The sequence below is a fragment of the Sphingobium scionense genome (genome assembly GCF_014197035.1).
GTDB classification, from domain to species: domain Bacteria; phylum Pseudomonadota; class Alphaproteobacteria; order Sphingomonadales; family Sphingomonadaceae; genus Sphingobium; species Sphingobium scionense.
Genome location: NZ_JACIEU010000014.1, coordinates 62,378 through 77,438 on the forward strand (window position 1 = coordinate 62,378; position 15,061 = coordinate 77,438).

At 61.7% G+C, this 15,061-nt stretch carries 16 protein-coding genes; 9 read left to right on the plus strand and 7 right to left on the minus strand.

Annotation, left to right across the window (positions count from 1 at the left end):
- Positions 1 to 32: 32 nt before the first annotated feature.
- Together GGQ90_RS17085 and GGQ90_RS17090 are read right to left on the minus strand one after the other, a co-directional pair.
- Positions 33 to 788 carry an SDR family oxidoreductase gene (locus tag GGQ90_RS17085; protein ID WP_188083197.1) on the minus strand — a complete coding sequence of 252 codons (756 nt, stop codon included), beginning with the start codon at positions 786 to 788 and terminating at the stop codon, positions 33 to 35.
- Positions 789 to 803: 15 nt separating this feature from the next.
- Positions 804 to 1,712 carry an NAD(P)H-binding protein gene (locus tag GGQ90_RS17090; protein WP_188083198.1) on the minus strand — a complete coding sequence of 303 codons (909 nt, stop codon included), beginning with the start codon at positions 1,710 to 1,712 and terminating at the stop codon, positions 804 to 806.
- 126 nt (positions 1,713 to 1,838) lie between these two features.
- Here GGQ90_RS17090 and GGQ90_RS17095 point away from each other — a divergent pair, with 126 nt between their 5' ends.
- Positions 1,839 to 2,897 carry an AraC family transcriptional regulator gene (locus GGQ90_RS17095; RefSeq protein WP_246428283.1) on the plus strand — a complete coding sequence of 353 codons (1,059 nt, stop codon included), beginning with the start codon at positions 1,839 to 1,841 and terminating at the stop codon, positions 2,895 to 2,897.
- 98 nt (positions 2,898 to 2,995) lie between these two features.
- Here GGQ90_RS17095 and GGQ90_RS17100 read toward each other — a convergent pair whose 3' ends face one another.
- The 4 genes from GGQ90_RS17100 to GGQ90_RS17115 form a co-directional block, all read right to left on the minus strand.
- On the minus strand, positions 2,996 to 3,913 hold the full coding sequence (locus GGQ90_RS17100; RefSeq protein WP_188083199.1) for an SDR family oxidoreductase: 918 nt from the start codon (positions 3,911 to 3,913) through the stop codon (positions 2,996 to 2,998).
- A gap of 183 nt (positions 3,914 to 4,096) precedes the next feature.
- The gene (locus GGQ90_RS17105) at positions 4,097 to 4,972 is read right to left on the minus strand and encodes a DUF2306 domain-containing protein (protein WP_036526220.1); all 876 of its coding nucleotides are present in this window, start codon (positions 4,970 to 4,972) and stop codon (positions 4,097 to 4,099) included.
- A 64-nt stretch (positions 4,973 to 5,036) separates the two neighbouring features.
- Entirely contained in the window at positions 5,037 to 5,507 is a 471-nt protein-coding gene (locus GGQ90_RS17110; protein WP_036526109.1) for a DUF2147 domain-containing protein, read from the minus strand.
- Between the two features lie 186 nt (positions 5,508 to 5,693).
- Positions 5,694 to 6,641 carry a LysR family transcriptional regulator gene (locus GGQ90_RS17115; protein ID WP_188083200.1) on the minus strand — a complete coding sequence of 316 codons (948 nt, stop codon included), beginning with the start codon at positions 6,639 to 6,641 and terminating at the stop codon, positions 5,694 to 5,696.
- A gap of 129 nt (positions 6,642 to 6,770) precedes the next feature.
- Here GGQ90_RS17115 and GGQ90_RS17120 point away from each other — a divergent pair, with 129 nt between their 5' ends.
- The 3 genes from GGQ90_RS17120 (at position 6,771) to GGQ90_RS17130 (ending at position 9,290) form a co-directional block, all read left to right on the plus strand.
- Positions 6,771 to 7,913: a hypothetical protein gene (locus GGQ90_RS17120; protein WP_188083201.1), complete on the plus strand. Its 1,143-nt coding sequence runs from the start codon at positions 6,771 to 6,773 to the stop codon at positions 7,911 to 7,913.
- Between the two features lie 103 nt (positions 7,914 to 8,016).
- Positions 8,017 to 8,478, plus strand: coding sequence for a MarR family winged helix-turn-helix transcriptional regulator (locus tag GGQ90_RS17125; protein WP_051586849.1), 462 nt, complete (start codon positions 8,017 to 8,019; stop codon positions 8,476 to 8,478).
- Complete coding sequence (locus tag GGQ90_RS17130) at positions 8,475 to 9,290, plus strand: NAD-dependent epimerase/dehydratase family protein (RefSeq protein WP_188083202.1); 816 nt, start codon at positions 8,475 to 8,477, stop codon at positions 9,288 to 9,290. The genes GGQ90_RS17125 and GGQ90_RS17130 overlap by 4 nt, the downstream gene beginning before the upstream one ends.
- 49 nt (positions 9,291 to 9,339) lie before the next feature.
- Here the strand turns inward: GGQ90_RS17130 and GGQ90_RS17135 are convergent, their stop codons facing one another.
- On the minus strand, positions 9,340 to 10,374 hold the full coding sequence (locus GGQ90_RS17135; RefSeq protein ID WP_236727356.1) for an AraC family transcriptional regulator: 1,035 nt from the start codon (positions 10,372 to 10,374) through the stop codon (positions 9,340 to 9,342).
- Positions 10,375 to 10,426: 52 nt separating this feature from the next.
- Between GGQ90_RS17135 and GGQ90_RS17140 the strand changes: the two genes are divergently transcribed.
- The 5 genes from GGQ90_RS17140 (at position 10,427) to GGQ90_RS17160 (ending at position 14,937) form a co-directional block, all read left to right on the plus strand.
- A complete protein-coding gene (locus GGQ90_RS17140; RefSeq protein WP_188083203.1) occupies positions 10,427 to 11,752 on the plus strand; it encodes an MFS transporter in 1,326 nt (441 codons plus the stop codon).
- Positions 11,753 to 11,789: 37 nt separating this feature from the next.
- Positions 11,790 to 12,911, plus strand: a complete 1,122-nt coding sequence (locus GGQ90_RS17145) for an SDR family oxidoreductase (RefSeq protein ID WP_133494684.1) — start codon at positions 11,790 to 11,792, stop codon at positions 12,909 to 12,911.
- Positions 12,911 to 13,105, plus strand: coding sequence for a hypothetical protein (locus tag GGQ90_RS17150; protein WP_133494685.1), 195 nt, complete (start codon positions 12,911 to 12,913; stop codon positions 13,103 to 13,105). The genes GGQ90_RS17145 and GGQ90_RS17150 overlap by 1 nt, the downstream gene beginning before the upstream one ends.
- Before the next feature lie 115 nt (positions 13,106 to 13,220).
- Entirely contained in the window at positions 13,221 to 14,015 is a 795-nt protein-coding gene (locus tag GGQ90_RS17155) for a MipA/OmpV family protein (protein ID WP_188083204.1), read from the plus strand.
- A gap of 10 nt (positions 14,016 to 14,025) precedes the next feature.
- The gene (locus GGQ90_RS17160) at positions 14,026 to 14,937 is read left to right on the plus strand and encodes an SDR family oxidoreductase (RefSeq protein WP_188083205.1); all 912 of its coding nucleotides are present in this window, start codon (positions 14,026 to 14,028) and stop codon (positions 14,935 to 14,937) included.
- Positions 14,938 to 15,061: the final 124 nt, after the last annotated feature.

Sequence of the window (15,061 nt, forward strand, 5' to 3'; positions counted from 1 at the left end):
GCCGAGGATCGGACTTCGAGTGACTGCGGCAACTAGGCAGGATTCAGATTGGCGTAGATTTGCGGATACGATCCGTTCTGCAGGGCCATTCGCAGTGCCTTGACCCGCTCGACCAGGATCTCGCCGTTGTCCGGTGCAGGCTTTTGGAGGAGGTCGAAGACTTCCGCGAGATAGTCGGCGAGCGGCATGGCAGCGGGATCGCTCGCCTGCAGGGCACCCGCGAGTTCGGTCTGAACATAAGGCGGTGGAAGTTCGATGACTTCGATCGGCATATGCCGGAGTTGATGGCGCAGCGATTGCAGCCACGAGTGAAGAAACGCCTTGCTCGCGCAATAAGTAGGAAAATTGGAGCGCGGCACGAAGGCCAGACCCGAGGTTGTGGTGATGATAGTCGCTGACGGCTGCCGCCCCAGCGTCGGCAACAGGGCTGCCGTCAGCCGCAGGACTCCGACGATGTTCGTCTCGATGATGGAGAGCGAGGTGGCGATGTCGATCGTATCGCCATCCCAGGCTTCGAGCCGGGAAATGCCGGCATTGTTCACGAGCACGTCCAGGTCAGGGAAAAGGGCGCCAACCTCGTCGACAAGGTGCGCGATCGCCGCGGGATCCCGCATGTTCACCTGCACGCCATGCATTCCCGGGCAGGCGGCGGTGATCTCGTCGATAAGCGGTTGGCGGCGGCCCGCGATGATGACCTGATTGCCAAGTTGGTGGAACGTCTCGGCGAGACCCCGGCCGATGCCGCTCGTACCGCCGGTTATAAGAATGGTGCGATCCGTCAAAAGCATGACGTCATCCTCCTGCTAGGGGTGTATCCGTTGGTTGACCTGGCCAAGCACGGCGGGCTTGAGCGTGTCCTCGCACCATTGACGGAAGCTGGTTGGCGTGGAATTTTCTACCGTCCTCGGCACCGTCAGATCGAGGCCCTGATCCTTCGCCCAAGCCATATCGGCCATGCCTCTCGCCATGGCGGCGGTCATACCGAACTGCACGAACCGGGCGTTATAGGCGTCGAGACGGATCTGCTCATAGATGACCGGCTTGCCGAGCACGTCGGAAAGGATCTCGGCCATGTCATTGAATGAAATATCCTCGGGACCGAGAACCGGCACCTCGCTCTGACCGGTCCAGCTGTCGTCGAGCAACCAGCGCGTCGCGACCGCTGCAATGTCGCGCGTCGCGACGCTTGGTAGCTTGAGATCGCCGGCGATCGGCAGAAAGAACTTGCCGTGCTCCTGGATTGTGCCTGCCTGCCGGGCAATATTGTCCATGAAGGACGGCATGGCGAGACTACGAAGCGCTACGCCAGTACCGGCGATCAGGTCGTCCATCGCCAGCGAGCCAGCGACATAACCGGCCCTGCCGGCGAGCGGCGAACCCCGTCCGAGCGCGGTGATCGATACGACGCGCTTGATACCATGCTCATCCAGGGCGGCGACAGCGGGGCGCGTGAAATCAACGTAAGCAGCCATGACCGAAACCGCCTTCGGATCGGGAGGCACGAGCCAGAACACGGCGTCGGCTCCATCGAATGCACGGCTCACGACGCCAGCGTCACCATGAGAGCCGTTGATGACTTCGGCGCGGCTGCGCACCTCGTCGGGCAGATGCGATGGATCGCGCGCGATTACCCGGATCGGCGCGTCCGCCCGAAGGAGGATTTGGACAAGTTGCCGACCGATAAGGCCGGTCGGGGCGGTCACAACGATCATGCTCAACTCCGGTGTATGTTGGCCGAGGCGCGGCCATGTCCGCGCTCCATTGGCTCGCGGGAGGGGTGGTCCCGTCGTCGCCATTCTGTCTGGCAGAGTATGTAGGCGGTTGCGCCGGGACGATCTATGCGCGATAATCTGCATTTCCTTTGCGATCATCCGAGACTTGCTATGGACCCGCTATCCGACATCCTCTCTTTGTTGAAGCCACACGCCTATGTTTCGTCGGGCTTCGATGCGGGAGGTGACTGGGCCGTCCAGTTCGGCGACCAGCACAAGCTCATCAAATGCTATGCGATCGTGTCGGGTGGCTGCTGGCTCGCCGTCGAGGGTGTCGGCGATCCCGTGCGGTTGGAGGCCGGCGATTGCTTCGTGCTGCCTTCGGGCCATCCCTTCAGGCTTGGCAGCGATATCGACGGACCTGCGATCGGAGCCGGAGAGATATTCCCAACCGCGCGAAGGGGCGACGTCGTCACGCTCAACGGCGGCGGTGGATTATTCCTGGTCGGCAGCCGGTTCGGGATTTCAGGCAATCATGCCGACATGCTGCTCGGTCTGCTCCCTCCTATCGTTCACATCCGCGATCAGTCTGCGCAGGTGGCCCTGCGATCTTTGGTCGAGCAGATGATGAGGGAACTGCGCGACGACCAGCCTGGCAACAGCCTTGCCGTGCAGCATCTGGCGCATCTGATGCTGGTGCAAGCGCTGCGTGTGCATCTGGACTCGAGCGACGGCAACCGGGTCGGTTGGTTTTTCACGTTGGCAGACAAACATCTAGGCGCTGCGATCAAGGCAATCCATGCCGATCCCGCATATCCCTGGTGCCTCCAACAGCTCGGCGAGGTCGCCGGTATGTCGCGCTCGACCTTTGCCCTCAGGTTCAAGGAGCGGGTCGGTGAGCCGCCAATGCAATATGTAACACGGTGGCGAATGCTCCTGGCCTGCGAGAGGCTGGAGCACTCTGACGACACTGTTTCGGCGATTGCTATCTCCCTGGGCTATGAATCGGAGAGCGCGTTCAGCACGGCCTTCAAGCGTATAATGGGCTGTTCCCCTCGGCGCTACGGGCGCGTAACCCGATCGGGGTTTGGCTTGCCGCCGCGTCGTTCGGCCCTACTTCATGCAGTCGAGGAGGAAATCTGCGAAGAGGTGGTACAGGAACGCCGCTACCGCCACCTTGCATAAGCCGGCATTCACAACTCCACTTCCTCACCCTGCGCTCCTGACTTTGAGCGACCTTGCGCAGGCAAGCATCTCCCCTGCGGCGTCGGCCGGCTCGCCGCTCATGCGAAGGTCACGTTCACGAGTTGCAGCGATTCCTCCCAGAGACGTGCTGCCACGGCAGTGTCCAGTGCTCGCACCGGAGACTTCTCAGCGGTGGGAAAACCGCGCGCACCGCCAAATCCGTCCGGGCCGTAATAGGCGCCATTACGTGCCGCCGGATCTGTCGCTGCAAAGAGAGTGGGCAACGCGCCTTGAGCCGCGGATTGGAACATCAGCCGAAAGAGGCGACGCAGAACGAAAATGGCAAGACGGGGACGGCCCGGCGCGTTGTAGAGAAGTCCGGTGCGCGAGAGGCCGGGATGAGCCCCCATGCTTTGGATACCCCATCCGGCCGCCTCGCTGCGGCGGCCCAGTTCAAGGGCGAACATTTCACAGGCAAGCTTTGACTGCGCATAGACTTGCATTGGCCTGTAGCCGCGTTCGGCTTGGAGATCGTCGAAGTTGATCGCACCCCTGCGGGAGGCAATGCTGCCGACCGTTACAACGCGAGGTTTCTTGCCGGCTTTCAACAGGGGCAGTAAGTGCGCCGTCAGCGCGAAATGGCCGAGATAATTCGTGCCGAATTGTAGTTCGAAACCGTCACTGGTTTCGAAGCGCTGCGGCGGGGTCATGACACCGGCATTGTTGATCAGGATATCGAGGCTATCCTGCTCGCGCGCAATCTGCGCTGCGAACTCGGCGACCGAGGCGAGCTTGGCTAGGTCAAGCAAGGCGAACCGAACCTGCGCTTCGGGCATAACAGCCTTGATCGCTGCAACGGCATCAGCGCCCTTCTCAGGATTGCGCCCAGCAATCACGACACTGGCGCCAGCGCGTGCCAGAGCCAATGCATCTTCATACGCCAAGCCGCCGGTGCCTGTGACGATCGCCGAGCGACCCTGTTGCGGCGGAATCTTCTCAGTCGTCCATTTCGTCATGAATAGCCCTTGGTTCTCCGGTTGTGGCAAAGGCACCGCGGGACAATTGTCCTGGACCCGCTCGGCCTTTCGCCTTCATCCTCACCAAGCCTGTGGAGCCACCAATTGCCATGCCCGAAGCGGCAAGAAACCTGCCCGTTCCTGCATTTCGTTCGATGCAGAAGGTCGCTGGCTGGACATCGCCTACAGCGACACTTCCGCAATCCCGCTGATCATTCTTGGTCCCCAGTTGCGGGCGGTGAAGTTCCATGTCGCGAAGATGATGAAGGCGCTGGCGGCAAAGAGCATTGCCGCTGTTCCCAGGCTGGCGACTGTTCCATGCTCCTGCCGCCGCGACCTGATGAACGATTCAGCGACAAGGAGATTGGGAACGTAAAAGAAGAACATCATGATCGCGTCGAACCATCCGGTGAAGCCGCGTTCGATGCCGATACCACCTGTCACCACGTGCCAGGCGCCATATTCCATTCGATAGAGCCAGGAACCGACAGTCAGTGCGAAGAGCCGGATCGCCCACGCGCGATGCTCCCGATAGCGGCCCGCCCGGGCGCGAGAGTACGCCATGAGAGCGCACAGTACCATCAACGCCCCGTAGATGCCGAAGCCGACATCCATCAGCGGGCCGCCGACCGTGCCTCGTCCCAGTATGAATCCGAGTCCGCCAAGACCCGCGAACCCGGCCGAAAGGACGTAGATGCGGCCCAGCCAACGATGGAAGACCGGAAAGTTGCGCCGCACACTCTCGAACAGCTGGACCGGGCCAAGCAACAACAGCACGCCCCCCGCCATGAAATGAGCGCCAATAGCGGCTGTCGAAAGCCATGTTCGTTCGTCATAGAGGTCGGGAAGGGACTCGTTCCATCGCTCGCCGGAACCGCCCATGACAGATCCGCCGAAGAAACCGATGATATAGACGGCGAAGATGGCGCCGCTGATCCAACTGGCGAGGATGAGCAGTCGGGCACTCACGCGCAGCGCGGCATGTTGAGTTGTTTCGAGTTTCCTGCCGACATCCGACATCCTCACGCGGATCACGGTCGCGTTACTGTCGGTGTTCATGGCACGCCTCTTGATGAAAGGCATGTTTGGGCGAGCGGCAGCAAGCTCGGCTCGACGCCCGAGGTCACTGCGCGCGACGCAGAACCATAGTCCTACCCAGCATCGGGGTGCCCATATAGGCACGCAGCTCCATCTTACCGCCGACCAGGGAAACGCGTGCGGAGAGTGACCGGCCTGACGACGGGTCGTACATATTGCCGCCTTCCCAGCGCCGGTCACGTGCATCCCACGCGAGATTGGTAATGAAGACGATACCCTTGAGCGAACGGTCCCTCAGCTTCGGGTCGGGATTATGCGTATCCTTCTTGAAGGTCTTGCCATCCGCTTCGACGAGGCGCACGCCATAGATCGAGCGGGCCGCATAACTCCCTCCCGCATCGAACATCTCAAACTTGACGTTGCCGTCTTCAGCCTCCCAAATCCCAATGATCTGACTTGGTGAGGTGGCTTGTGCGAGAGCAACTCCTACCGGCAAGCTCGTCATTGCCGGTATCAGCACAGCAGCCAGCAACGGTTTCCTGATGAATTCCAGCATAGGGCGTTCCTTCGGGCCTCTCCAACTGACCGGCCGGGAAGCCGCGCGCTAAGCTTCAGTGCGACCCGAAGGCTCGGCGTTTTCTGTGGAGGCAATGCGTCCGCGATCATCCCGGCGATTGCGTTGTGTCCCAAAGCTACGTGACGACTGGCGTCTACAGAATGCCGAATAGCGCAAACTTTCTGCCTATTCCTGCATCCTCGCCTGGGGAGGACAGTGTCGATCCAAGGACGATGCCAGGCGGCATGTAGCCATCACAGTTTCGCGTAGCCAACGATGACCGGGATCGGCATCCATGCGCGGATGCCACATCGCCGATATGGCTATCTCGGGCGTAGGAACCGGCAGGTCGAAAACGCTCAAGCCTTCCATGACGGGATCGGCGCTGCGAGCGCATGAACCTGGTACGAGCGCGATCAGGTCAGATTGACGAGCGATGCGGAGGGCGTCCGAAAAACCGGGGACAACGACCGTGATTTCCCGGCGTAGGCCGAGTTCGCCAAGCGCATCATCGACCGGTCCGACGAACGCTCCCCTGCGTGACGCCACGACATGTTTGCAAGTGGCATAGAGCGCGGGCGTCACTGCCGAGGCCAGCAAAGGATGCCCAGTCCGAACCGCGCCAACGAAGCGATCGCGGAAAATCGATTGTGCGCGTATTTCAGGCGCAAAGTCCCCAAGCACACCAATATCAAGGTCAATCTCCCCTTCGCGGAGAGCAGCGGAATTCTTGTTCGGTTTTGGCGCGAAGCGGATGCGCGCGCGCGGCGCCTGTGATGTCAGGGCCGCAACGATGGGGCCGGAAAACATTTCGATGAACCCCTCGTTTGAGCGGATCGTGAATGATCGTTCCATCGTCGCGATGTCGACGTTGGCGGATTTCGGGCTGAGGACGGCCCGCACATCGCGAGCGAGGGCGTGAACCTGGTCTCGTATTTCTGCGGCCCTGGGCGTTGGCACCAGTTTACGGCCCGCCCGGACAAGCAACGGATCACCCGTAGCCGCGCGGAGACGGGCCAGAGTGCGGCTCATGGCCGAGGCACTCAAGCCAAGACGCTTTGCCGCACCGGTGACGCTTCCCTCGGCGAGAAGCGTGTCCAACGCCGAAAGCAGGTTCATGTCTATGGTGGTCATGAGGCCAGCTTAGATTGCCACCGCGATCTAATATAGCGTCTTATGCAACTATAATGTGAATCTGATGCGTCTGGCGCTTGTTCGGAACCTCCTGCATGTAGACAGCAACCTCCTCAGCGGAAACTTGTCATGCCTGGCGACACACCATATTCCGGAAATCGGCGACTAGCGGATCGAAGGCCTGAAACCGACTGGCGGAATGTCCTGCCGACCGGAGCGCCTGGCGCTTCTCAAGGCACGCCATATTCCTTCTGGGTTAGGGAAGGCGATGCCACCAAACTGGCTGTCATTCTTGCTGGCGGCGGCGCTTGCTGGACAGGTGAGAACTGTGCGCTTCACGGTAGGCCATTTTACCGACCCTTTGCGGGACTTGGCGACGGCCCAAGTGATTTCGGCGGCATCTTCGACAGCGAAAATCCGGAAAACCCCCTCGCCGATTATACTCTGGTCTATCTTCCAACGGCGAACGGCGACGTGTTTCTCGGTGATTCCATCACGACCTATGATGTGCCCGAAAGCGACGATCGCCCCCCAGGCAAGATCGACATCCTGCACAAGGGCTATGACAATGCGGTCTGTGCGCTGGATTGGATGTTCAGTGCTTACCCGGACCCGAAGACCGTTGCGGTCATCGGCTGGAGCGCTGGGGCGATCGCATCCCCGGTCTACACGCATATTGTGGCGGAGAATTACCCGGCCGCTCTGATCAGGCACTTCGCCGATGGCGGAGGTGCCTATCGGGCCGGGGAGAAACTCGTGCCGCTGTTTGCATCCTGGGGGACCGCGAACGTCCTCAGAAGGATCAGTGGGTTTCAGGATATCGAGATCGAGGCCCTCTCACTGGAAGACCTCTACGTCCGCGCTGCCGAACTGCATCCTGAAATCACGTTCCACCAATATAACGAGCGTCACGACGCCATACAGGGGCTCTTCCTGCATCTCATGGGGGTCGCTTCTCCAGACGTGGGGGCGAACATGGACGAGGCGCACGCTTATATCCGCGAACGTGTTCCGAACTTTCGAACTTACACAAGTTGGGGACATGACGAAGGCATTATCGGAGGATATTACGACGCAGTACCAGCGCTGAACGCTCTGGATAACCGCGGACGTCCTCACGTCCTGGATCGCTTCTACACCCGTCAGGTCAACGGGGTGCGCTTCCTTGATTGGTTCGCAGCGGCTCTCGGGGGCGATTCAGTGGAGAACGTGGCCTGCATCGACAGCGAAAAGCAAGAGCATCATTGGGTGAGACCCGGCTTTCCACGGTGATCTGTTCTGCACGGCTAACCTTGGCGATCGGACGGTAATGTCTTGACATTCGCTAGGCACCTTACATATTTGCTAGGTGTCTAGCGAATTGAAAGGTGCGCCAATGGGTGATGAACTGCAGGGCTCAGGTCGCGATATCATCGGAGCATGGGCTAAGCGATGTTACTTTGCCGGCCGGGCGGTCATGGATTCCACCCTGCGCCCTTATGACCTCGGATCCGTGCAATGGTATGTGCTCCACCAGCTCGTGAATGACGGGCCGACGATGCAGCGCGATCTCGTGCGGCTGCTCGGAATCGAACGCGCCACGATGACCGGCCTTGTCGCGACACTCGTGCGCAAGGGGCTGGTCGCGCAGGAGCCCGACCGGGTCGATCAGCGCCAGAGGCTCCTGCGCATCACCGCCGCCGGCGAGGCCCTGTGGCGCACCTTGCCTGACCTCTCCTTCATTCGCTCGGCCGCGTTCGACGGCATCGATGATACCGACATCGCAACAGCGGTGAGGGTGCTTCGGATCGCAACGGAGCGGCTCGAAAATACCGCTCACAAAGGAACAAAGTCATGACCATACTCGTGACCGGTGCCACCGGACTTGTCGGTGCCCGCCTCGTGCCACGTCTCATCGATGCAGGATTTGCGTGTCGCGCGCTCATGCGCGAGGGCAAGGCGCCGCCTGCCGGCGCAAGCGCGGTGGAGGCCGACCTTCTCGACCCCACTTCACTCGCACGGGCCGTGGAAGGCGTGTCGGCGATCATCCATCTTGCTGCCGTGTTTCGCACGCCCGACGCCGACCTGATCTGGAAAAGCAATCTCGATGGCACACGCAATCTCATAGCCGCAGCGCAGGCGCACGCGCCCGCGGCGCGCTTCATCCTCGCCAGCACGTCCCACATCTATGGCACCGACAGTCCTCGCCCCGGACAGGAGGCGGATGCGGTGGACCCACAGCAGGCCTACCCCGCCAGCAAGCTCGCCGCCGAGAATGCCCTGCGTGAAAGCGGACTGAACTGGTCGATCCAACGGTTCGGCTTCGTTTATGGAGACGGAGACGGCCATCTGGAAGAATTGCCGCGCCTTGTCGCCAATTTCAAAATGCACCCCGCGCAGCGGATGAGCATGGTGCATCACCGCGACATCGCCACCGCCATGAAGTTGGCGCTGGCTGGCGCCATGGACGGGCGGATCGTCAATATCGGCGATGATGCGCCCACCTCGATCTACGAGCTTGTCGCCCTTGTCGGCGGATCGATGGACCCGTCATCGGAGCCGCTGGCCAATCCCTGGCATCTCCACATGGATGTCTCGCTGGCACGCGGCCTTGGCTTCCAACCGGTCGTGCGGACCGTCCATCAGGCGGCGCAGGAAAAGCTGATGTGAGCCGTGGCCCCTCAGGCGGTGCGGAATTGATCCACACCGCCCGACCGGATTACGCTGGCTGGACTCTGCGGTTCACATACTCGTTGTACAGCCGCTGCTGGTTCATGACGTCCCGTTTGGGGGCAACGCCGAACATTCGCGAATATTCCCGGCTGAACTGGGACGCGCTTTCATAGCCGACCTGGTAGGCCGCCTCCGCCACGTTGACATCCTCTATGACCATCATCCGCCGCGCCTCGATCAGTCGTAGTTGCTTCTGGTATTGAAGCGGCGTCATCGACGTCAAAGCCTTGAAGTGCTGATGGAAGGACGAAGCGCTCATCCGCGCCGCTTCGGCCAGTTGTTCCACACGCAAGGTCTGCGCGATTCCCGTGTGAATGACATAGATTGCCCTGGCGACGCGCGCGGCATTGGTCTCAGGCAAGGCCAGCTTGCACAATTCGCCGCCATGAGGGCTGGAAAGAAGCCAATAGCAGATTTCGCGCATGAGCGATGGGTAGAGGACCGGGATCGCCTTTGGCGTCTCGAACAGCCGGATGAGCCGCAGGATGCAATCCGCCAGCGGTTCATCGACTTGGGTGACGAACAGGCAGGGGCCGGGGCTAGCCGGCAACGCAAATGGCGTATCGACCTGTTCCAGCACGTCCCGCATCATCGCAATGTCCAGCTCGATCGTGATGCCGGTATAGGGCGCGTCCGGGCTGGCTTCGACGACCCGACCGGTTGCCGGCAGGTCCATTCCGACGGCAAGGCATTCCATCGCGCCGTACCGGAATATCTCGTCGCCGAAATTGATCTCCTTCGCCCCCTGAAGGACGATGCAGACCGAGGGCTTGTAGATCTGCCGCATCGGCATTCTTGCCTGGAATGAGCGCAGGACATTGACGCTGTCGATCGGCGTCGGAAAGAGACCCTGTCCGCCGCCCTGCGCATCAATGTAGGCACTGACGGCTTGGCGCAGCGATGACGACACGCGGACCTCCGATGGGTTGCGAGGCCAGCGTAAGACGCGCCCCTCAGGCTGAAGCGTATCGAGACTTGCAGGAATAGGCAAGTTTATTGAGGCATCGGGCATTCTGGTCATCTGTCACTTCCTCTAGCTTGAGAGCGTCAGCCAAGCGAGGAATGCACTTATCATGACAGAAATCGCAGCCTCGTCAACCGGCAAGCCGGAAGTCCATATCTCCGTTATTCATGATGATGAGAGCGAGTATATTGACGGCCCGCGCGTTGTTGCAATTCTTGCTGTTTTGTTTCTGGTAAGTCTTACCTCTCAAGTCGATCGCATGCTGCCATTCATCATGGCGGAAGCGATAAAATCCGAGCTTTCTCTTAGCGACGCCCAGATAGGCTTGCTTACCGGTATCGCTTTCGCGGTCTGCTATACGCTCCTTTCCTTGCCGCTTGCGCGGGTATCCGACAGGGACTCACCCCGTCTCGTTATAGTTTCATGCACATTGGTCTGGAGCGCGATGACGGCGCTCGGGGGTGTCGCCGCGAGCTTCATGGTCCTGGCCTTCACACGCTTCGGCGTCGCGTTCGGTGAGGCGGGAGGAACCCCGGCCGGTCACGCGATCATCGCCCGCAAGATCAGGCCGGAACGGCGCGGTCTCGCGATCGGTCTGTTCGCGCTTGGCATCCCGCTCGGCACTATGGTCGGTTTCGCCGTTGGCGGCGCGATGAGCGACACTTTGGGCTGGCGCACCGTACTGATCGGCGCCGGAGCGCTCGGCGGCATAATCGGTTTGCTGGCCTTCGTGATCGTCGGCCCGACCCCACCGCGCAAAACCGCCACGACCTCGGGCGAGCCGTTCCTGCACGCCAGCGTTCGGTTGCTTTCCTCCCTGGGATTTCGCTGGCTCTTCATCGGCGCGATGATCAGCGGCTTCGCGGCCGCTCCCTTCTATGCCTTCGCCGCTCCTTTTCTCATGCGGACCCATGGCTACAGCGCCAGCGAGGCCGGCCTCGCTTTCGGTCTGCTGCAGGGCCTGATGGGCATTTTCGGCACATTGATCGGTGGGCGGTGGTTCGACCGTGCGGCCCGATCGGGCACCGGGCGAGTGCTGGGTCCGCCCGGCATTCTTTTCCTGATCGCCAGCGTGACGACGACGGTCGCGCTTTTCGTGCCTGTCCCCTGGCTCTCGATCATATTGCTGGTGCCGGCCATGCTGTCCTTCGCTTTCATGCTGCCCTGGGGGTTCGGCGCCGCGCATCTGGTGGCCGGCAAGGGCAAGGAAGCGATGGCGACGAGTCTGGTCATGATCGGCTCCGGCCTGTTCGGCCCGGCATTCGGACCATTGATCGTCGGCATGATCAGCGATGCGGCGACCGAGACCGGAATTCCCAATGGTCTTGCACTCGGGATGCTGGCTGTCCCGGCCGCGAGCGCCCTGACGGGCGTCGCCATACTGGTCGCCAACCGGCGTATCGCAGCGTCCTTCCGCAACATCGACATCGGCTGACAACGCGCAAACCGCGTTTTTCGGAAGGCTTCTTCAAATGACAGACTCGCTGGAAGATAACAGGGCTCCAAAAGTCCAGGCATCGGGATTGTCTCGCCGCGCATTTGTTCGATATGGCGCGGCGAGCGTCGGTGTCGCGGCTGTAGGCGGCGGCATCGCGGCCATGGCGAACAGGCCAGCACTATCCCCGCGCCAGCAGGGATTGCCGACAATCCCCGATTGGACGGCAACCGACATCCCCTCATTGCGCGGGCGTTCGGCACTCGTCACGGGCGGCAACGGCTATCCCGTGGACGACCGAAGTGGCCTGGGCTTCCACGACGCCCTTGAGCTCGCCCGCGCCGGTGCGGATGTGACGATTGCATCCCGAAAGCAGGAACGGGGCGAGGAAGCCGTCCGGCGCATCAAGGCCAGCGTTCCCGGCGCTTCGATCCGCTTCGAGGCCCTTGATCTTTCGAACCTCGCTTCCGTTGCCGAATTTGCGGAGCGGATGCGGGCTTCCCGAGGAAGTCTGGACATTCTCGTCAACAACGCCGGTGTCATGGGACGGAAAAGCCGCGAGGTGAGCGCCGACGGGTTCGAACGGGTCTTTGCCACGAACACGCTTGGTCATTTTGCGTTGACCGCCCGACTGCTGCCGCTGCTGCGCAAAGGCAATTCCCCGCGCATCGTCTGGGTCTCCAGCAGCCGCGCGCTCATGGGCGCGATCAACTTCGCCGACCTGCAACTGGCTCAGGATTACGACTATGGCGCGGCTTACGACAACAGCAAACTCGCCAACCTCATGCTCGCCTTCGAGATGCAGAGGCGCAGCGCGGCGGAAGGCTGGGGCATCTCGGCCATAGCAGCCCATCCCGGCATCGCTCGCACCAACCTGGTCCCGGACGGTCCTGGCCCGGACAGCCTGGAGGGGCGCAATCACAGATATATGCCTTTCCTTTTCCAGCCGCCCGCTCAAGGCGCGTTGCCGACCCTGTATGCGGCCACGTCGCCGCAAGCGGTAGCCGGCGGCTATTACGGACCGAATGGCTTTCTGGGGCTGGGCGGCCTGCCCGGCTGGGCCGGGATTCCTGAAAAAGCCGACGACCAGAAAACTGCGGCGAGGCTGTGGGGCACGGTTGAGCAGCTTGGTGGCGTAACATTTGGTCGGACGGCCTGATGCTGGAACATCTTCCCGCGCCGCTTCGTCGGCAGGCCCCGCGGATGACGCCCTATGGACGGATCGGCGGGCCGGAAGACTTCACCAGTGCTTTCGCCGCGCCGTGTGCCGGCGAGGCAATGGATCAACGGCAAGCTCCTATTCGCGAGCGGCTTCTTCTGAAGCACGCGCCACCATCCATTCGAACGAACTGAGGTCGGTCCGGGAGCCCCCCGTCCCTCTGCCCCCGGCGACCTCGCGGCCACTGGATGACGTCTCCCGTAACGGGGCGCTTTTGGTGGCCGCAGATATCCAAAGAAAGGAACCAAGATGCGTATTCTTCTCCCGATCACAATTGCCTGCGGAATGATCTTGCCATGCACGTCAGCATATGCGCAGCAAGCGCCTGCAGACGGATCCTCCCATGGCATGGTTGCCGTCGGCGTAGGTGTCGTTCCCGAATTTGACGGTGCCGACGATGTCCGCGTGCTTCCCTTTGTCACGGGAGAGGTGAGCATAGGTCGAGCCACGGTTCAGTTGCGCGGCCAGGGTTTGCGGGTCGATCTCGCTGCCGACCCACGGTTCGCGATTGGCCCTGTGATCGGCGCGCGCCTGCCGCGCAATGACGCAGACGGCGCGGTCGGTCTGCTGCCCGAAATCGACACGGCCATCGAGGCAGGCGGGTTCATCGGATATCGGCTGGGCGGCGACCAGTATGGCCAAGGCTCGATTCAGATGGAGCTGTCGCTGGTCCATGACGTTTCGAATACGCATGACGGCCTGCTCGCCACCGCGAGCGCAAGCTACGCGGCGGTACGCACGCCCGACTTTTTCCTCTCGCTCGACGCACAAACGACCTGGGCGAACGCGGACTATACGCGCACTTATTTCGGCATCGACGATACCGCCGCGGTCGCCAGTGGGTTGCCGGCCTATCGGACTGGCTCGGGCTTCAAGGACGTGGGCGCGGGCCTGACCGCAGGCTATTGGTTCAGCCGCCGCTTCGGCGTGATCGCCCGTGCGGGCGCGAGCTATCTTGTCGGCGATGCCGCCGCCAGCCCAGTCACCGACGAGGGCCGTCGTTGGCAGCCGGCAGGCGGTATCGCGCTGTCGTATCGGTTCTGAGGAGAGCGATATGGCAAAATGGACAGCATCGGACATACCCTCCCAAAAGGGGCGTGCGGCCATCGTGACGGGGACCGGCGGGCTTGGGCTTGAAGATGCCCTGGCTCTGGCGCGGGCGGGAGCAGAGGTCATCATCGCCGGCCGCAACCCCGGAAAGGGCGCGGAGGCGGTGAAACGCATCCGCGCCGAAGTTCCCTCGGCGGCCGCCCGCTTCGAGCAGGTCGACCTTGCAAACCTCCGGTCGGTGGCGGATTTTTGTGACCGGCTGCGGGGCCAGCGCGACAGCCTCGATCTGCTCATCAACAACGCCGCCGTGATGGTGCCGCCGCAACGCCAGGAGACCGTGGACGGGTTCGAGCTACAGCTTGCCACCAATTATCTTGGTCACTTCGCGTTGACGGCTGGCCTGATGCCGCTGCTGCGCAACGGGAAGAACGCGCGTATCGTTTCGCTGTCGAGCGTTGCCGCCCGGCAGGGGGCGATCGACTTCGATGATCTGAATGCGCGCCACAGTTACAACCCCATGCGATCTTACGGCCAGTCGAAGCTTGCTTGCCTCATGTTCGCCTTCTCGTTGCAGCGGCGAAGCGAAGCGGGCGGTTGGGGCATCACCAGCATCGCTGCGCATCCGGGCATTTCGCGAACCGACCTCCTGCACAATGCGCCCGGTCGCTGGAGCGGCGTAGGGATCGCACGATCATTGCTCTGGTTCATGTTCCAGCCCGCGGCACAAGGCGCGCTGCCCACGCTCTTTGCTGCGACGTCACAGCAGGCGCGTGGCGGCGCTTACTACGGTCCGGACAGGCTTGGGGAAATGCGGGGCTATCCGGCCGCGTCCAAGATTCCTCCGCAGGCGCTGGACGTCGAGATTGCCGAACAACTGTGGGAGATTTCAGAGCATCTGGTCGGAAGGGCCATCTGAGTATCAGCGGCAGGTGATGCGAGGAAGTGTCGCGATTTTGCGACCGGATCAACCGTCGTGCACGGACTTTCGCAGGAAGAATTCGATACTCTCGCCAAAATAAAACCCTGCCCAGCACATCCAT